Genomic DNA, 16,907 nt, shown 5'->3' with positions numbered 1-16,907 from the left:
AGGACCCCCGAATGAGCCACGCCCACCAGTCCACGGGGGCGCCCGTCGTCCGCCGCGAGGGCCGGGACAAGGTCACCGGCGCCGCCCGCTACGCCGCCGAGCACGCACCGCCCGGCTGCCTCCGGGCGTGGCCCGTGCCGGCCACCGTCGCGCGGGGACGCGTCACCGCGATCCGTACCGCCGACGCCCTCGCCCTTCCGGGTGTGCGCACGGTCCTCACCCACGTCAACGCGCCACGGCTGGAGGAACCGGACGACCCGATCCTGGCGGTCCTCCAGAACGACCGCGTCCCGCACCGAGGCTGGCCCGTCGCGCTCGTCGTCGCCGACACGCTGGAAGCTGCCCGTGCCGGGGCCCGTGAGGTGCTGATCGAGTACGAGAGCGGTGAGCACGACGTCGTCCTCACCGAGGACCATCCGGGCATGTACACGCCCGAGGAGGCGAACGGGGGCCACCCCGCCGTCCGTGAACGCGGCGACTTCGACCGTGCGTACGCCGCTGCCCCGGTCCGCATCGACGCCACCTACACCCTCGACGCCCTCCACAACCACCCCATGGAGCCGCACGCCTGCACCGCCCGGTGGGCCGACGGTCATCTCACCGTCCACGACTCCAGTCAGGGCTCCACGAAGGTCCGGGACAGCCTGGCCCAGGCGTTCGGGATCGGTACCGGGCAGATCACCGTCGTCTCCGAGCACGTCGGCGGCGGGTTCGGCTCCAAGGGCACCCCGCGCCCTCACGCGGTACTGGCCGCCATGGCCGCACGGCACACCGGACAGCCGGTCGAACTGTCCATGCCCCGGCAGCAGATGGCCGCCGTGGTGGGCCACAGGGCGCCCACCGTGCAACGCGTGCGGCTCGGGGCCGACGACGACGGGGTGATCAGCGCGCTGGCCCACGAGATCGTCACGCACACCTCCACCGTCAAGGAGTTCGTCGAGCAGGCCGCCGTGCCCGCGCGCGTGATGTACACCTCGCCCCACAGTCGCACCGTGCACCGGGTGACGGCCCTCGACGTACCCAGCCCGTCCTGGATGCGCGCACCGGGGGAGGCGTCGGGGATGTACGCCCTGGAGTCGGCCATGGACGAACTGGCCTGCGCCCTGGGCATGGACCCCGTGGACCTGCGCCTGCGCAACGAACCGGCGGCGGAGCCGGACACCGGGCGGCCCTTCAGCAGCCGCAGCCTCGCGGCCTGCCTCAGAGACGGTGCCGAACGGTTCGGCTGGTCCCGGCGCGACCGGCGGCCCGCGACCCGGCAGGAGGGACCGTCGCTGATCGGTACGGGCGTCGCCTCGGCCACGTACCCCGTACTCGTCGGCCCGTCCACCGCTTCCGCCCACGCGGCACCCGACGGTTCCTACCGCGTCCGGACCAACGCCACCGACATCGGGACGGGCGCCCGCACCGTCCTCGCCCAGATCGCCGCGGAGGCCCTGGACACCCCCGTGGAGAACGTGGCCGTCGAGATCGGCAGCAGCGACCTGCCCCGCGCCCCGCTGGCCGGCGGCTCCTCCGGTACGGCCTCCTGGGGCTGGGCGGTGCACAAGGCGGCCACCGAACTCGCAGGCCGGCTGCGCGAGCACACCGGGCCCCTGCCGGACGCCGGGATCACCGTCAGCGCCGACACCGGGCAGGAGGCGGCCGCAGAGTCGCCGTACGCCCGGCACGCGTTCGGCGCGCACTTCGCCGAGGTCGCGGTCGACTCCCTCACCGGCGAGGTGCGCGTACGGCGCCTGCTCGGCGTCTTCGCCGCCGGGCGCATCCTCAACGCCCGTACGGCGCGCTCCCAGTTCATCGGCGGCATGGTCATGGGACTGGGCATGGCGCTGACCGAGGGAAGCACCGTCGACCCGGCCTTCGGCGATTTCACCGAGAGCGACCTGGCCTCCTACCACGTCCCGGTCTGCGCCGACGTCCCCGACATCAGCGCCCACTGGATCGAGGAGGACGACCCGCACCTCAACCCCATGGGCAGCAAGGGCATCGGCGAGATCGGCATCGTCGGAACCGCCGCCGCCATCGGGAACGCCGTGCGCCACGCCACGGGCGCCCGGCTGCGTTCCCTGCCGCTCACCCCCGACAAGCTGCTGCCGTATCTGCCGTGACGCGATCTGCCGTGACGCGTCCGTTCGGCTCTCCTGACCTGCTGGGAACGCCTATTTGTTGCGGTATCGACCCCTTCGGGTCACCCTAATGAGTGACCCAGAAGTGATGACTGCTCACGCTTCGTATTCGGGGGTCGTCGGTTCGACAAGGTGAAGCATGTGGGCCTCGCGGTGAGGAGCCTCGACGATGACCGTTCCACTCGACCGGCACTATCAGGTCGAACTGCACGTATCGGCAGAGCGCGTTTCCCAGCTGCGGCGCATCGTGGCCGCGCACCTTCGTCACTGGAGTCTCGAACTGCACGTCCGGCCCGTGTGCCGGGCCGCCGAGGAACTGCTGACGAACGTCCACCGGCATGTCGGCGACGGCAACGAGGCCGTCGTCGAGCTCCGCTGGACCGGCCGGCACCTCACGGTGTCCGTGGCCGACAACGGCAGTGAGATGCCCAAGCTGCTCAGCGGCGGTGGTGGCGGCCTCAGCCGCGTCATGGCCCTGAGCGACAGCTGGGGCACCTGCCGGACCACCGAGGGCAAGGTCGTCTGGTTCACCCGCTACGCCCAGGCGCCGCGGAGCACCGAACTGGTGCCGCACCCGCCCCTGCCGGGCGTACTGGAAACGCGGGAACTGCCGGTCCCCGTCCTCGTATGACAGCACTGCCGGTGACGACCCGGCCGGTGCGGACGGCGTGCGCCCAGCACGCATGGTCCGCGCCGGCCGGGTACGTGTGTGCGGGGGGCCGCGTTTGCGCGAGGGAGCGCGGCGCGGCACGGTCGGAGTATCCACGCAAGGAGGCCACTGCCATGCCCATCGCGACGGTCAATCCCGCGAACGGCGAGACCATCAAGTCATTCGACGCGCTGGGACCGGAGGAGACCGAGTGGCGGCTCGCCACCGCCGCCGGCGCGTTCCGCGAATACCGCACCACCGCTTTCGACGAACGGGCCCGGCTGCTGAACCGCGCGGCCGACCTCCTGGACGAGGACCAGGAGGACATCGCCCGCACCATGACCACCGAGATGGGCAAGCCGGTGAAGGCGGCCCGCGCGGAAGCGGCGAAGTGTGCCAAGGCCATGCGCTGGTACGCGGCCAACGCCCAGCGGCTGCTCGCCGACGAACACCCCGAGGAGGCCGACGTGCGCGACGCGGGCGCCTCCAGGGCCTTCGTCCGCTACCGCCCGCTGGGTGTCGTCCTCGCGGTCATGCCGTGGAACTTCCCGCTCTGGCAGGTCGTGCGCTTCGCGGCCCCCGCCCTCATGGCGGGCAACGTGGGCCTGCTCAAGCACGCCTCGAACGTCCCGCAGACCGCCCTCTACCTGGAGGACCTGTTCCGCAGGGCCGGATACCCCGAAGGCTGCTTCCAGACCCTGCTGGTGGGCTCGGGCGCCGTCGAGGCGATCCTGCGCGACCCGCGCGTCGCCGCCGCGACTCTCACCGGCAGCGAGCCCGCGGGCCGCTCCGTCGCGTCGGTCGCGGGTGACGAGGTGAAGAAGACGGTCATGGAACTCGGCGGCAGCGACCCCTACGTGGTGCTGCCCTCCGCGGACATCGCGAAGGCGGCGGCCACCGCGGTCACCGCCCGGGTGCAGAACAACGGGCAGTCCTGCATCGCGGCCAAGCGCTTCATCGTCCACACCGACGTCTACGACGAATTCGCCGAGCGGTTCACCGAGGGGATGCGCGCGCTGACCGTCGGGGACCCGGCGCGGGAGAGCACCGACATCGGACCGCTCGCCAGCGAGCGGGGCCGTGCGGACCTGGAGGAACTCGTCGACGACGCGGTACGGCGGGGGGCCACCGCACTGTGCGGCGGCGCCCGGCCGCAAGGGCTCGGAGACGGCCTGGACGGCGGCTGGTTCTACACCCCCACGGTCCTCTCCGGCATCACGCCTGACATGCGTATCCACCAGGAGGAGACCTTCGGGCCCGTCGCCACGCTCTACCGCGCCGTCGACCTGGGCGAGGCGCTGGCGCTCGCCAACGACACGCCGTTCGGACTGAGTTCCAACGTGTGGACGCGGGACGCCGAGGAGATGGGCCGTTGTGTACGCGATCTGGAGGCGGGCGGCGTCTTCTTCAACGGGATGACCGCCTCGCACCCCGCGCTGCCCTTCGGCGGCATCAAGCGCTCCGGCTACGGCCGCGAGCTCTCCGGCCACGGAATCCGCGAGTTCTGCAACGCCACCACCGTCTGGTACGGCGCCTGACGGGTGCTGGCGATCCCGTCGGCACCCCGCCGAGGGGTCTTCCCCATGACCGACGCCACGGCCGGCCACGAACGCGCGGCGCCCGACGCGCCGCCGGCTACCTCGTGGCCGGCCTGATCTGCGGCGTCCTCCGGTGGGGGAGGGCCGTCAGCGCACGGTCACATGCACGACGGGCGAGACCGCGCCCCCACCGACGATCCGCAGCGCGTTCTCGCCCCGGACGCCCAGCAGTACCCGCAGGTTGTAGGTGTGGTCGCGGTTGGTCTTCATCGAAGCGGGCAGGGACACCCACTGCCCGCCCTGCTTCTGCTGGAGGGTGACCTCGGTGCCGGCCGGGATGTGCCGGGCCGGACCGTGGACCCGGAACTCCTGCCAGGCCAGGACGCTGCTCGCGGTCGCCGTCGCGCTCAGCGCGGGATGTGCCACCTGGCTCTGGGCGCTCGGGGGGACGGGCGGGGCGGGGACGTCGGACGAGGCGGCGGCCCCGCCCGCGCCCGCGAGTACGGCCACCGCCGTCACGACGGCCGCCGATACGCGCCTGTAGCGATCCATGAATGACTCTCCTTCGTGTGCAAGCCCGGGAGGACCAGCTGTAGAGCGTCAAACCTAGACATAAATCGCATAATCATCAGGCAAGGACACGCGAGGCCGTCGTGCGGACGGCCTCGCGTTCCCTCGTCCCTCGCGTTCCCTCGTCCCTCGCGTTCAGTAGCGCAGCGCCGCCGCGATCCGGCCGTGCGCGGTGAGGGCGTCGTCGGCGAGGAACACCACCTCCGCGCCGCTGTCCAGGGCCGCTTCGATGAGCTCGTCGACGATGTCCTCCCGGACCTGGCCCGCAGGCTCCCGGGCCGCCGTGAGGTCCACGGGCTCCAGGTGCCCCTCGGTGACCTCGACCGTCCGCTGGTAGTGCTCCTCCACGGCGACCAGACCGGCCCGGCCCTCCTGGACCGCGGCCCACACCTCGTCGAGGCCACCGGCGAACGAGCGGCTGCCGCGCGCGGCGTCGAGCCTGCCCTCGATCTCCTCGGCGGTGCGCTTGCTGTGACTGTCGAGTGCCGGGCGCAACTCCTTGAGGAGTTCGGCCGGTGAGGTGTCGGCGGGTGCGCCCTTGGCCACCCGGCCGACCGCCGACCTGGACGCCCCGCCCGACTCGTCCAGCAGGGAGAGCGCGGGGGCGAGCCCGACGAGGTACAGCGGGCGCGGATCGGCTGCCAGCAGTGTGCGCAGGTGCTCGTTCACGGAGCGCAGGAAGTGCCGCGTGTCCTCGTTGCTGAAGGTGCTGGGCGTGTCGCCGATCCGCTCCGTACGCTGCGGGTTCGGTGCCTCGTGCGGCGCCGTCAGTGGGAACCCGGCGCGCTTCTCCTCGCGTACCGCCTCCGCGGTCCCGCTCCACAGGGTGGCGTGGTCGGCGGACACGGTCAGCGCCCAGAACGGCCTGGCCTGCGCCTTGGCGGCGACCAGGTTCCGGGTGAGATAGGTGTCGCTGACGACCACGCGCTCCGGCGCGGTACGGGGTACCTGCCAGATCTGGAACTCGTCGGCCGTGGCGAAGACGACGAGAGCGTCCAGGGCCCGGCGCGTGTCCACCTCGGCGACCGCGCGGTCCAGCTGTTCCCTGATGGCGGTCCGGACCTCGCGCGTCACGTCCGGGTCCGCCTCCAGGCGGCTCGTCGCCTCCGCCACCAGGTTGCGCAGCCGCACGGCGTCCTGGGCGTTGTCAGGAGCGCGGCGGTGCGTCGGCATCGTCAGGGACAGGGCCGGATAGGGCCTCTTGGCCCGCAGGTCCTGCAGTAGGCCGGCGGTCAGGGCGTCCGTATCCATCGTTCCCTCCCGGGGGATCGTGGCGGGTGCTTCAACGAGTCAATTCATATCGGTTGATCCTAATATGGGCGAGTTGGTTGTCTCATAGCCTGGAGGTAGATGCGATGTCCACGCTGACCGTGTGGAAGTTCCAGTCGGCGGATGCCGCGGAGAGCGTCGAGACGACGCTGAAGTCACTCCAGAAGGAGGGGCTGATCAAGATCCTGGACGCGGCCGTCGTGAGCTGGCCGGCGGACCGCTCGAAGCCCAGGACGAAGCAGCTGCGCAACCTCGTCAGCGCCGGTGCGCTGAGCGGGACCTTCTGGGGAATGCTTTTCGGGCTCATCTTCCTGATGCCCCTGCTCGGCGCGGCCATCGGCGCGGCGGCCGGGGCGCTCGGCGGCAAGCTTGCCGACATCGGCATCGACGACGACTTCATCGACGAGGTCAAGAAGCAGGTGACGCCCGGCACTTCGGCCCTGTTCCTGCTCACCATGGACGAGGTGCCGGGCCGGATCAGCGACTCCCTCCCCGGCGGCGGCGCCGAACTGCTCCACAGCAACCTGGACACCGAGCGCGAGGCCAAGCTCCGCGACATCTTCGGTGACGACGCGGAGTGAACGGCGCCGCGTGATCTCCGCCCCGCTCCTTCCTCCGCCTGCGCCGTCCGCTCCACCTGCCCCTCCACCTCGACCCTCACCCGCACCTCCACCGAAGACGGAGCGTCCGTGAAACCGAACCGGTCCCGTGCCACCCGCCTCCTGGTCCCCGCCGCGCTCTTTGCGGTGATCGCCGCCGGTACAGCCGCCTGCGACAGCGACACCACCTCCGAAGGCACGTCCAACAGCGTCCAGACACTCACCCCCGCGCCGGCGGCCTCTTCCCCCACCGTCTCGTCCCCCACCGCCTCGGTGAGTCCGCGCACCCAGCGCAGCAAGGAGGCGTCCGTATCCGCCGACATCGCGCGGATCAGGGCCGAGGCGGCCAAGGTCCTCGCAGGCGCCGACGGACGGGGCAACGCCGTCAAGGACGTCTCGGTGACCGGCCGGCCCGTCACCGAGGGCGAGGATTTCCGCAGCGCACTGGTCCGGGTCACCAACCCCACCGAGGAGGAGGCCTTCTACGCCGTGCGCGTCGAGTTCGTCGACGCCGACGACAAGGTTCTCGACTCCGTCGTCCTCGGCTTCGAGGACGTGGCGCCCGGCAGTACGGTCAGCATGCAGGCGAACAGCCGCAAGGCGGCGGGCGTCACGACGTTCCCCCGGATCGCCCAGGCCGAGCGCGGCTGAGGGCCTGTCCGGGTGAGCGCCGCCGATGCGGTGACCGACGCTCTGGGCGAGCTCCACAGCCGGTTCGCCGGCGTCCGGGACGGCCGGCCCGCCGACTACATCCCCCAGCTGGCCGGGGCCGACCCGGACGCGTTCGGCCTCGCTCTCGTCAGCATGGACGGCCATCGCTACAAAACCGGTGACGCGGACGTCCCCTTCAGCCTGCAGTCCGTCTCCAAGCCGTTCGTCTACGCCCTCGCTCTGTCCGTGCTCGGCCTGGACGAGGTGGGCCGCTGGGTGAACGCCGAACCCAGCGGAGAGGCGTTCAACGCCATCAGCCTGGAGCCGGGCACCGGACGGCCGGCCAACGCCATGGTCAACGCGGGCGCCATCGTGACCACCGCGCTGATCCCCGGCACCCCGGACGAGACGGCGTTCGACCGCATCCTGGGATTCCTCGGCCGGTTCGCGGGGCGGGAACTGGACGTGGACGAGGCCGTGTACGTCTCCGAGGCAGCGACCGGGGACCGGAACCGTGCGCTCGGCTATCTGATCCGCAGCGCCGGAACACTCCCCTTCGACCCGGTGACGGCGGTGGAGACGTACTTCAGGCAGTGCGCCGTACGCGCCACCGCCGTCGATCTCGCCACGATGGCCGCGACCCTCGCGCACGGCGGCGTCAACCCGGTCACCGGCGAGACCGTCGTCACGGCGGACGTCGCTGCGCAGGTCCTCGCCGTGATGGCCACCTGCGGCATGTACGACGCGTCCGGCGACTGGCTGCTGCGGGTCGGACTGCCCGCCAAGAGCGGGGTGTCGGGCGGGCTGATCGCCGCGGGACCGGCGCGTTTCGGTCTCGCCGCGTACAGTCCGCCGCTGGACGCGACAGGCACCTCGGTGCGGGGGCACGCCGCGCTCGTCGCCCTCTCGCGGCGGTTCGGGCTCCATCTGATGAACAATCCGGCGCTCCCCGGATCGACCGTCACGCTCGCCACCACCGCCGACGACCTGCCCACGGCACCGGCCGGCGGGCCCGAACGCGCGCTGCGTGAACGGGTGGGCGTCGTCGCAGCGCAGGGCGCCCTGGACTTCACCGCCGCGGAAAGGGTGCTGTTCGCCCTGGACGAGTCGGGGCCCGACCGGACCGGATCGGTGGTCCTCGACCTGCGCGAGGTGACCAACATCGACAGCGTGGCGCTCGCCACGCTGCACGCGGGCCTGGCCCGGCTGGCCCGGGACGGCCGTCGCGCGGCTGTCGTCGACCCGGCGGGCCGTCTCGGGCCGCCGGATCTCACGCGGGAGCGCACCGGTCAGGACCTGCCGCGCTTCTCCTCGCGCGAGGAGGCGGTCGAGCGGTGCGCACGAGTCCTGGCCGAGCGCGACTGAGCGGCCTGAGCGGGCCCGCCGGCCCCGTACCGGAACCGGCGGGCCCGCTGTCCTGTCACCAGATGGCCTCGACCCATTCGGGGTGGTCTATGAACGGGTTCCGGTTGTGCTGGTACGTGTCGAAGATGACGTCGTTGCGGCGCTGTTCGAAGCTGTCCGGCGGGTCTTCCTGGCTCCACCGCTTCAGTACGGAGAGCCTCCCGATGTACGGGGCCGAGCCGTTGTCCACGTTCTCGTTCGGTTCGAGGTCGGCGAACGAGTCGTCACCCTCGTAGCGCACCGCCATGTAGAGGATCATGCGGGCGACATCGCCCTTGACGGCGTCACGCGGCTCGAAGGAGTCGCTGTCGGTGTAGTTGCCCGGCGCCTCGCCCACCTCGCCGCCACCGTTGTCGAAGTCCTTGCTGCCCCGGGTGGAGTTGACGGAGACGTCCTCGGGACGCAGGTGGTGGATGTCGGTGCCGGGTCCTGTCGCCGTACCGAAGTCGCCGTGCGACTTGGCCCAGACGTGCTCCCGGTTCCACTGGTCCGGCTCACCACCGTTCTCGTTCTTCGACTGCGAGCGGCCGGTGTAGAGCAGGAGCACGTTGGATGAGTCGGCGGGGTCCTCGTCGGTGTCCTTCAGCGCGTCCCACACCTGGCTGTAACCGAGCCTGGTCTGGTCGCTGATGATGGTGTGCAGCGCGGACTCCAGCGCGGGGCCGGTCTTGCCGAGGGCGGCCTGGTAGTACGTGTCGTCGAGGGTGGCGGAGGCCGTGGGAGTCATGGGGGCGGCAGCCGGTGCGGCGGCCGCCGTGCCGGTGAGCACCGCGACGGTGGCTACGGCGGCCAGAACCGGACGCGCGTAGACGCGGGGACGAACGGACATGTGGGGTGTCCTCTCCGGGAACGGGTGCACCGCGAGTCCGCTTCTGTGGGGTGCGGACGCGGTGGTCGTGCGAAGGCTGTTCAGGCCGGAGCCTTCCACACGCACCGTGACCGACGTGTGGACGCTGGGTACCCATCATGTGCAGGTCAAGTGGCGATCCGTGCCGGAGTCCCTCGACCAGCCGTGGACCGGCACCACCCGGGCTCCGGCACCCCCGGCACGGCGGGGCACGGCCCTTCGGATGCGGTCACGGCCGTGCGGCGTGAGAATTGCCGCAAGGACGAGGAGGCGGCATGAGCGAAGAGCCCGAATCCACCACCGTGACCGTGCCGGAGGTCCAGGGGGTGACTCCCGACCGTCTGCTGCACACCGGCGGGAGCGACCATCCCAGTGCCGAGGATCTGGTCCTCGCCTCCGGGCGGGACCTGACTCCCGAGAACCTGGAGTGGGCGCGAGGCAGGATCGCCGCGGAAGGCCGGTCGGCTATCGACAAGCGGCTTCCGTAGACGGCGCCAGGCAGGGCCCGGCAGGCGTACGTGTGACCGGGTCCCGGCGGACGGAGCCGTCGTCGTGGGCAGGGGAGCGTGTGGGGCGCTCCCCCTGTCCTCGGTTAGCCTGAGTGCACAATGAATCGTTTGACGACGTCACAGGGCGGATTCGATCTCGCCCGCTTCCCCGAGAACCCCCGCGACCCGTTCCGTGCGTGGGACGCCGCCGATGAGTACCTGCTGCGGCAGCTGGAGGGGATCGATGACGCCGCGCCGGTCGACCTGTCCGGCACCGTCGTGGTGGTGGGCGACCGGTGGGGCGCCCTGACCACCGTGCTCGCGAAACACGCGCCCGTGCAGATCACCGACTCGTATCTCGCGCAGCGGGCCACGCTGGCGAACCTCGCCCGGAGCGGCGCCGACGTGGACTCCGTACGGCTCCTCTCGGCCCTGGACGCCCCGCCGGAGCGGATCGACGTCCTGCTGGTGCGGGTGCCCAAGAGCCTCGCGCTCCTGGAGGACCAGCTGCACCGGCTGGCGCCCGCCGTCCACGCCGGCACGGTCGTCATGGCCACCGGCATGGTCAAGGAGATCCACACCTCCACCCTCAAGCTCTTCGAGCGGATCATCGGCCCGACCCGCACCTCTCTCGCGGTGAAGAAGGCCCGGCTGATCTTCTGCACGCCGGACCCGGAGCTGAGCCGCACCCCGAGCCCCTGGCCGTACCGCTACGACCTGCCCGGCGACGTGGGCATCTCCTCCGGCCGTACCGTCACCAACCACGCGGGCATCTTCTGCGCGGAACGGCTCGACATCGGGACCCGCTTCCTGCTCAACCACCTCCCCACGCGGACCGGCCCGGACCGGGTCATCGACCTGGGCTGCGGAAACGGTGTCCTCGGAACCGCCGCCGCGCTGGCCAACCCCGAGGCCGCGGTCACCTTCGTCGACGAGTCCTACCTCGCGGTCGCATCGGCCGAGGCGACCTTCCGGGACAACGCGGGTCCGGACGCCGAGGCGTCCTTCCTCGTCGGTGACGGGCTGGGCGACGTGGATAGGGGGAGCGCCGACCTCGTCCTCAACAATCCGCCGTTCCACTCCCACCAGGCGACGACCGACGCCACCGCCCGGAACATGTTCGTCGGTGCGCGCACCGCCCTGCGGCAGGGCGGCGAGCTGTGGGTCGTCGGCAACCGGCACCTCAGCTACCACGTCCTGCTCCGCCGGATCTTCGGCAACTGCACCACCATCGCGGGGGACCCGAAGTTCGTCGTCCTGCGCGCCGTCAAGCGCTGACCTCCTCCTGGTTCCACGGCCCTTCCAGATTCTTGCAACACGTTCTACTGTGTGCGCCGCCGCACACGGGCGACGCGACCGCGAGACACCTGGAGGGGCCGTGCACCTCGAATACACGCCTGAGCAGCAGCGGCTGCGCGCCGAGCTGCGCACCTACTTCGCCGCGCTGGTGCCCGACGACGCGTACGCGCGTTACGCCGAGCCCGCCGCCCAGAAGCGCTTCTACCGCGAGACGGTCCGCCGTCTGGGCACGGACGGCTGGCTCGGCGTCGGCTGGCCGAAGGAGTACGGCGGACGCGGGCTGTCCCCGACGGAACAGTTCATCTTCTTCGACGAGGCCGCCCAGGCCGGAGTGCCCCTGCCTCTGATGGCCCTCAACACCGTCGGACCCACGATCATGCAGTTCGGCACCGAGGAGCAGAAGGCGGACTTCCTGCCGAAGATCCTCGCGGGCGAGATCGACTTCGCGATCGGCTACAGCGAGCCGGAGGCGGGCACCGACCTCGCGGCCCTCAGGACACGCGCGGTACGCGACGGCGACGAGTACGTCGTCGACGGACAGAAGATCTGGACCACCAACGGCGACACCGCCGACTGGGTCTGGCTCGCCGCACGCACCGATCCGGACGCCCCGCCCCACAAGGGCATCACCATGCTCCTGGTGCCGACGAGCGACCCCGGCTACTCCTGCACGCTGATCAACACCCTGGCCTCGCACGACACCACGGCCAGCTACTACGAGAACATCAGGGTCCCCGTCTCCCACCGCGTCGGCGAGGAGAACAAGGGCTGGCGGCTCATCACCAACCAGCTCAACCACGAACGCGTGACCCTCGCCGCCCACGGCACCATGGCCGTACGTTCCCTCCACAACGTCCAGCGCTGGGCCGCGGAGACGAAGCTGACGGACGGCCGCCGCGTCATCGACCTCGGCTGGGTCCGCTCCCGGCTGGCCCGCACGCACACCCGCCTCGACGCCATGAAACTCCTCAACTGGCAGATGGTCTCGGCACTCCAGCACTCCACCCTCACCCCGCACGACGCGTCGGCCGTCAAGGTCTACGGTTCCGAGGCGCGCCGGGACGCCTACGCCTGGCTCATGGAGATAGTCGGCTCGGCGGGGCCGCTCAAGGAGGGCTCGGCAGGCGCGGTCCTGCACGGAGAGCTGGAACGCGGCTACCGGTCGGCCGTCATCTTCACCTTCGGTGGCGGCAACAACGAGATCCAGCGGGAGATCATCTCCTGGATCGGCCTGGGGATGCCACGAGTCAGGCGCTGACGGTTGGTGGAGGATATTTCGGGGAGATCGACCGGAAGTCCGCGACGAGGAGAACACATGCGCACCACCGTCGGAATCGTCGGCGGCGGTCCTTCGGGCCTGTTGCTTGCCCGCCTGCTGCACCGCGCGGGCATCGACAGTGTGGTCCTGGAGTCCCGCGACCGTGCTTACGTGGAGCGGCGCCAGCGTGCGGGCATCCTTGAGCAGGCCACCGTGGATGCCCTGTGTGCGGCCGGAGCGGGAGGGCGGCTGGCGCGGGAGGGGATCGTCCACGACGGCATCGAGCTGCGCTACGACCGACGCGCCCACCGCGTCGACTTCCCCTCCCTGACCGGTGGCCGCCGGGTGTGGGTCTACGCCCAGACCGAGGTCGTCAAGGACCTCATCGCTCTGCAACTGGCCGAAGGGGGACCGCTGTTCTTCGGTGCGGAGGTGCACGCGGTGGAGGGCGCGGACACCGCGCAGCCGGTGATCCGGTACACCCATGAGGGCCGGGAGCACTCGCTCACCTGTGACTACGTCGTCGGCTGCGACGGCTTTCACGGAGTGGCGCGCACCGCGGTGCCGGAGCAGGTCCGCTCGACGTACGAGCGGAGTTACCCGTACTCCTGGCTGGGCGTTCTGGCCGAAGCGCCGCCGGTCCACGACGAGTTGGTCTACGCCCACTCGGAACGCGGCTTCGCCCTGGCCAGCATGCGCTCCCCGCAGGTCAGCCGGCTCTACCTCCAGGTGCCGAACGGCACCGATCCCGCGCACTGGTCCGACGAACGGATCTGGGACGAGCTGGACGCCCGCTTCGCCCTCGACTCGGACCCCGCCTGGCGTCTGAACCGCGGAACGGTCACCGCCAAGTCCGTTCTTCCCATGCGCAGTTCGGTGACCGAGCCGATGCGATACGGCAGGGTGTTCCTGGCCGGCGACGCCGCCCACATCGTGCCGCCCACCGGCGCCAAGGGCCTGAACCTCGCCGCCGCGGACGTCATCGTCCTGGCGCGTGCGCTCGGTGCGTGGCACGAGAGCGGTTCGGTGGAACTGCTCGACGCCTACTCCGACACCTGTCTGCGTCGCGTATGGAGGGCCGAGCAGTTCTCGTACTTCATGACCACGACCCTCCACACCGACCCCGGGCAGTCCGGCTTCGACACCAGGCTGCAGCTCTCCCAGCTCGACAGGATCGCCACATCACCGCACGCCGCAGCCGAGCTGGCGGAGAACTACACCGGCCTCCCGCTCGGCTGACTCCGGTGTCACGGCGGTGTGGAGGGGCCGCGGCGAGCCCGCGGCCGGTGTCAGCCGGCCAGGGACTTGTTCGCCGCAGCGAGGGCCTTCACGTGCCGGTCCCGTGAGTCGGTCAGCTCACTCCTGTGCTGGGCGAGCAGCTTGTTCTGGATGGCGGAGTCCTCCTTGAACCAGATCGCCACCAGGCCGGTCTCCTCCTTGCAGTCGACCTCTGCCAGGGCGACAGCGATCTCCTCCTGCGTCGCTCCGCTCTCGGCATGAGGAACGATGTCGGCGGCCGCGAACGGGGTGGCGACCTCGTATCCCTTGCCCTTCATGCACTCCGACCAGGCCGCGGTCGCCTGCTTGACCGCAGGGGATTCCATCGACTGCGTGAAGCTCTGGCCGTTGAGCTCGGAGACGAGCTGGAAGTCGATGGCCGACCGGCCGATCCGGCCGTCGCTCCACCCCACGCAGCCGCCCTTGTGAATGGCCTTGCCCTTGTAGGTGGCGGCGGCGGGCTTCGCGACCGGCGCGGCGGCGGGGCCCGCGCTGGTGGGCTTGCCGTGGCCGGTCAGCACCCCGACCTGCTCCTCGGTCAGGTCGGGCATCCGCTGCCGTACCTGGTCGGTGAGGGCGTCGGGCAGCCCGTAGCCGTACTCGGCGGCGGCCTCACGGTCGGTGAGGCCGTAGCGGCGTTCCATGTTGGCGTCGTTGTCGTTCGGCGGGGGCGTGGAACCGGCCACGGGAAGCTGCAGGTCGATGCCGTAGTCGGCCATGCACTTCTCCTGGAGCGCGCGGGAGGCCCTGTCGAGGGTGACCGTGTCCTCGTAGGACTGCATGTAGGCCTCCAGAGGGAGCGAGAGCCCCTTGGCCAGGCCGCGCGCCGGAGTGGCCAAGGGCCAGTTGCCCTTGTCCACGATCGGTCTGTTCTCCGCGACCGGAGCGGTGGTTGCGTCATGGCCGGCGCCCGTGCCCGCACCGCAGGCCGTGATCAGGCCGATGGCGGCGGCCGTGACAGCGGCGGCGGCGGATCGCTTGGTCCAGTTCATGGGTGGCTCCTCGGGATTCGGATCAGGCGAAGTGCTGGGAGGCGTTGTTGTTCTTGAGCGCCGAGATGAGGTTGGTCAGGACGCAGTCGCCGTAGGGCTCGCGGTGGGCGAAGTACTGCGAGGTGCCGCCGTAGCCGGAGTTGTAGTACACGCGGTAGTTGTCCACGCCGCAGTTCTGCACGGAGGCGGCGTTGTTCTTCATGTACTCCCAGGCGCCGTTGCCGTTGCCGTTGAAGACGTAGCGGTACGTCGTCAGGGTCGAGCCCTGGTACTGGCTGGTCCCGTAGTAGTCGGAGACGTTCCCGTAGAACATGGACCAACTGGTGACGTAGGAGCCGTCCCGGATGGCGTACTCCTTGGAGTTGTACAGCAGCCACAGATCGCCCGAGGAGCAGGTGATCCACGGGACACTGCAGTTGCTCGTGGTCGTGTAGGTGGCCGCGTGCGCCGGGGTGGCGCCGATCAGCAGTCCGACGCAGGCGGCGATCGCGGTAGCGGCCGCGCTGATCCTGGAACGCGCCGTTGTGTTCTTCATGCTGGGCATACCCTTCCTCAGTGTTGGGTCATGATCGGACCGGTGTCCTCTGCTGCGTTCACGCGAGGGCGGGGACGTCCTTCTGTGCCTTCCTCGGCGGTCGCAGCCGAATTGGAGGGCTGCACGAGTGCCGCACCGACAGCCGTGGGAGTCGGACCAACGCGCACGGCCGTCGGAGTCGGCTCAACCGAGCCCGAGCCCGAGCCCGAGCAGGAGCCCGCATCCGAGCCCGAATCCGCCTGCGCGTCTCACCGAGCCGAGTCGGAGACTCCGGAGGTCGCCTCGGCAGCGAGCGGCTCGCTGGTGCAGGTGCTGCGTCCGAAGGTTCCTGACGCGGTGGAGCGTTGGACGTGCTTGCCGCGGACAGCGAGTGTGCAACTGGCCTGGCCGCCCTTTTCGCCGAGGGTGATGCTGACGATGGGCGAGGTGCCGAGCGGCACGTTCACCGTCTTCCTCCAGGGCAGTGCGGCGTCCGCGACGAGGCTGGCGCGGTCGCCCGCGCCGTCGCCGCGGTAGGTGACGTCGGCCGTGCCTTCGCCGAGCACTTCGTAGGTCACCGTGGCTGTGGGCACCGCTGAATCTTTGTCGGACCGGTTCTTTCCGGTGTCGAGGATTCCGTAGGTGACGAGTGCTCCGCAGGCGAGCAACAGCGCCGTGGCGACGGCGATGCCGCGACGGTCGGGGCTCAGGACCGATATCCCGGGGGATTCCGGGCTTTCGGACTGTTCCGGCTGATCCGGATCGGTTGATTCCTGCGTTGTGGGCATGGCCGTGCTTTCGGTCGAAGCGAGTTCGCCTGGGTTATACACCATCCGAATCGGCGCAGGCCAGGGCGCGGAAGAACCGGGCGAATCGGGGCACCCATTTGTGCGGCGCCCTTTTCGGGCTCGCCTTCCCCGGGGTCAAATACCCGAATTGCGAACTCCCTTGACCGGGCTTCAAGGAATCGGCTAGACAGCGTCCGACCTTGATCGAAACGTCTCCGGCCAGGCCACCTCCCCACGTGTGGGGGGGGTGGTCCGGTTGTCATGCCCGGAGACGGAGCGCTCGGGTCCGTCTTGAGTGCGACCGGCAGGGGGGCCTTGCCGGCGTGCCGATGAAGGGAATGGCGTGAAAGCGAGATTCGGGCGGGCTATGGCCTGCCTCGTGGTTTCGGCGGTCGCTTCCACCCTGCTGCCACAGGTCGCTTATGCGGCTGAGGTTTCGGGTGATGACGGTGACGGAATTGTCGATGTCTTCAAGGGCTGGTTCTCCGACGAAGACGGCGGGAATCAGCCGAAGGCAGCAAGGACTGGCGGAAATCCGATGCTGCCGAGCCGGGAGAAGTTGCCGGTCGGGAAGGTGGCGCCGAAGGCGAAGCGTGTCGCTGAGCTGACGGGCCGGCGGACGGCGAACGAGCGGTTC

General features: G+C 70.5%; 17 protein-coding genes. 11 read left to right on the top strand and 6 right to left on the bottom strand.

The annotated features are described in order from the left end of the window. Positions 1-11: 11 nt before the first annotated feature. The 3 genes from AB0C82_RS31305 to AB0C82_RS31295 all read left to right on the top strand — a co-directional run bounded on the left by AB0C82_RS31305 (position 12) and on the right by AB0C82_RS31295 (position 4,313). Positions 12-2,108, top strand: coding sequence for a xanthine dehydrogenase family protein molybdopterin-binding subunit (locus AB0C82_RS31305; RefSeq protein ID WP_362848652.1), 2,097 nt, complete (start codon positions 12-14; stop codon positions 2,106-2,108). Between the two features lie 187 nt (positions 2,109-2,295). Further along, positions 2,296-2,757 (top strand): ATP-binding protein, encoded by a 462-nt coding sequence (locus tag AB0C82_RS31300; RefSeq protein ID WP_362848649.1) that lies wholly within the window; start codon positions 2,296-2,298, stop codon positions 2,755-2,757. Positions 2,758-2,909: 152 nt separating this feature from the next. Then, positions 2,910-4,313, top strand: coding sequence for an NADP-dependent succinic semialdehyde dehydrogenase (locus tag AB0C82_RS31295; RefSeq protein ID WP_362848647.1), 1,404 nt, complete (start codon positions 2,910-2,912; stop codon positions 4,311-4,313). A 147-nt stretch (positions 4,314-4,460) separates the two neighbouring features. Here the strand turns inward: AB0C82_RS31295 and AB0C82_RS31290 are convergent, their stop codons facing one another. Beyond that, on the bottom strand, positions 4,461-4,865 hold the full coding sequence (locus AB0C82_RS31290) for a hypothetical protein (protein ID WP_362848644.1): 405 nt from the start codon (positions 4,863-4,865) through the stop codon (positions 4,461-4,463). A 153-nt stretch (positions 4,866-5,018) separates the two neighbouring features. Then, the gene (locus AB0C82_RS31285; protein WP_362848642.1) at positions 5,019-6,134 is read right to left on the bottom strand and encodes a chemotaxis protein; all 1,116 of its coding nucleotides are present in this window, start codon (positions 6,132-6,134) and stop codon (positions 5,019-5,021) included. A 104-nt stretch (positions 6,135-6,238) separates the two neighbouring features. Between AB0C82_RS31285 and AB0C82_RS31280 the strand changes: the two genes are divergently transcribed. The 3 genes from AB0C82_RS31280 to glsA all read left to right on the top strand — a co-directional run bounded on the left by AB0C82_RS31280 (position 6,239) and on the right by glsA (position 8,767). After that, on the top strand, positions 6,239-6,733 hold the full coding sequence (locus AB0C82_RS31280; protein ID WP_362848639.1) for a DUF1269 domain-containing protein: 495 nt from the start codon (positions 6,239-6,241) through the stop codon (positions 6,731-6,733). A gap of 108 nt (positions 6,734-6,841) precedes the next feature. Beyond that, a complete protein-coding gene (locus AB0C82_RS31275; protein WP_362848636.1) occupies positions 6,842-7,402 on the top strand; it encodes a hypothetical protein in 561 nt (186 codons plus the stop codon). Between the two features lie 12 nt (positions 7,403-7,414). Further along, positions 7,415-8,767 (top strand): glutaminase A, encoded by a 1,353-nt coding sequence (gene glsA / locus AB0C82_RS31270; protein ID WP_362848633.1) that lies wholly within the window; start codon positions 7,415-7,417, stop codon positions 8,765-8,767. Positions 8,768-8,822: 55 nt separating this feature from the next. Here the strand turns inward: glsA and AB0C82_RS31265 are convergent, their stop codons facing one another. Continuing rightward, positions 8,823-9,635, bottom strand: a complete 813-nt coding sequence (locus AB0C82_RS31265; RefSeq protein WP_362848630.1) for an endonuclease — start codon at positions 9,633-9,635, stop codon at positions 8,823-8,825. Between the two features lie 293 nt (positions 9,636-9,928). Here AB0C82_RS31265 and AB0C82_RS31260 point away from each other — a divergent pair, with 293 nt between their 5' ends. The 4 genes from AB0C82_RS31260 (at position 9,929) to AB0C82_RS31245 (ending at position 13,937) form a co-directional block, all read left to right on the top strand. After that, a complete protein-coding gene (locus AB0C82_RS31260) occupies positions 9,929-10,141 on the top strand; it encodes a hypothetical protein (protein WP_362848627.1) in 213 nt (70 codons plus the stop codon). Positions 10,142-10,261: 120 nt separating this feature from the next. After that, complete coding sequence (locus AB0C82_RS31255; protein ID WP_362848625.1) at positions 10,262-11,419, top strand: methyltransferase; 1,158 nt, start codon at positions 10,262-10,264, stop codon at positions 11,417-11,419. Positions 11,420-11,519: 100 nt separating this feature from the next. Next, positions 11,520-12,698, top strand: coding sequence for an acyl-CoA dehydrogenase family protein (locus AB0C82_RS31250; protein WP_362848622.1), 1,179 nt, complete (start codon positions 11,520-11,522; stop codon positions 12,696-12,698). A 57-nt stretch (positions 12,699-12,755) separates the two neighbouring features. Continuing rightward, entirely contained in the window at positions 12,756-13,937 is a 1,182-nt protein-coding gene (locus AB0C82_RS31245) for a 4-hydroxybenzoate 3-monooxygenase (RefSeq protein WP_362848620.1), read from the top strand. Between the two features lie 50 nt (positions 13,938-13,987). Here AB0C82_RS31245 and AB0C82_RS31240 read toward each other — a convergent pair whose 3' ends face one another. The 3 genes from AB0C82_RS31240 to AB0C82_RS31230 form a co-directional block, all read right to left on the bottom strand. Further along, the gene (locus AB0C82_RS31240; RefSeq protein ID WP_362848617.1) at positions 13,988-14,968 is read right to left on the bottom strand and encodes a hypothetical protein; all 981 of its coding nucleotides are present in this window, start codon (positions 14,966-14,968) and stop codon (positions 13,988-13,990) included. Between the two features lie 22 nt (positions 14,969-14,990). Beyond that, a complete protein-coding gene (locus AB0C82_RS31235) occupies positions 14,991-15,503 on the bottom strand; it encodes a hypothetical protein (RefSeq protein ID WP_362848614.1) in 513 nt (170 codons plus the stop codon). A 248-nt stretch (positions 15,504-15,751) separates the two neighbouring features. After that, the gene (locus AB0C82_RS31230) at positions 15,752-16,270 is read right to left on the bottom strand and encodes a hypothetical protein (protein ID WP_362848611.1); all 519 of its coding nucleotides are present in this window, start codon (positions 16,268-16,270) and stop codon (positions 15,752-15,754) included. Between the two features lie 379 nt (positions 16,271-16,649). Here AB0C82_RS31230 and AB0C82_RS31225 point away from each other — a divergent pair. Then, positions 16,650-16,907, top strand: a 258-nt coding sequence (locus tag AB0C82_RS31225; RefSeq protein ID WP_362848608.1) for a hypothetical protein, incomplete at its 3' end; no start/stop codon positions are given.

Origin of the sequence: Streptomyces sp. NPDC048560 (assembly GCF_040650955.1) — a bacterium.
GTDB lineage: Bacteria > Actinomycetota > Actinomycetes > Streptomycetales > Streptomycetaceae > Streptomyces.
This window is presented reverse-complemented; position numbering and strand designations above follow the sequence as displayed.

What these genes read in the sequence shown, in the direction of transcription:
- AB0C82_RS31305 (WP_362848652.1), top strand. Translation starts at nt 12, where the DNA reads ATGAGCCACGCCCACCAGTCCACGGGGGCGCCCGTCGTCCGCCGCGAG.
- AB0C82_RS31300 (WP_362848649.1), top strand. Translation starts at nt 2,296, where the DNA reads ATGACCGTTCCACTCGACCGGCACTATCAGGTCGAACTGCACGTATCG.
- AB0C82_RS31295 (WP_362848647.1), top strand. Translation starts at nt 2,910, where the DNA reads ATGCCCATCGCGACGGTCAATCCCGCGAACGGCGAGACCATCAAGTCA.
- AB0C82_RS31290 (WP_362848644.1), bottom strand. Translation starts at nt 4,865, where the DNA reads ATGGATCGCTACAGGCGCGTATCGGCGGCCGTCGTGACGGCGGTGGCC.
- AB0C82_RS31285 (WP_362848642.1), bottom strand. Translation starts at nt 6,134, where the DNA reads ATGGATACGGACGCCCTGACCGCCGGCCTACTGCAGGACCTGCGGGCC.
- AB0C82_RS31280 (WP_362848639.1), top strand. Translation starts at nt 6,239, where the DNA reads ATGTCCACGCTGACCGTGTGGAAGTTCCAGTCGGCGGATGCCGCGGAG.
- AB0C82_RS31265 (WP_362848630.1), bottom strand. Translation starts at nt 9,635, where the DNA reads ATGTCCGTTCGTCCCCGCGTCTACGCGCGTCCGGTTCTGGCCGCCGTA.
- AB0C82_RS31260 (WP_362848627.1), top strand. Translation starts at nt 9,929, where the DNA reads ATGAGCGAAGAGCCCGAATCCACCACCGTGACCGTGCCGGAGGTCCAG.
- AB0C82_RS31255 (WP_362848625.1), top strand. Translation starts at nt 10,262, where the DNA reads ATGAATCGTTTGACGACGTCACAGGGCGGATTCGATCTCGCCCGCTTC.
- AB0C82_RS31245 (WP_362848620.1), top strand. Translation starts at nt 12,756, where the DNA reads ATGCGCACCACCGTCGGAATCGTCGGCGGCGGTCCTTCGGGCCTGTTG.
- AB0C82_RS31240 (WP_362848617.1), bottom strand. Translation starts at nt 14,968, where the DNA reads ATGAACTGGACCAAGCGATCCGCCGCCGCCGCTGTCACGGCCGCCGCC.
- AB0C82_RS31235 (WP_362848614.1), bottom strand. Translation starts at nt 15,503, where the DNA reads ATGAAGAACACAACGGCGCGTTCCAGGATCAGCGCGGCCGCTACCGCG.
- AB0C82_RS31230 (WP_362848611.1), bottom strand. Translation starts at nt 16,270, where the DNA reads ATGCCCACAACGCAGGAATCAACCGATCCGGATCAGCCGGAACAGTCC.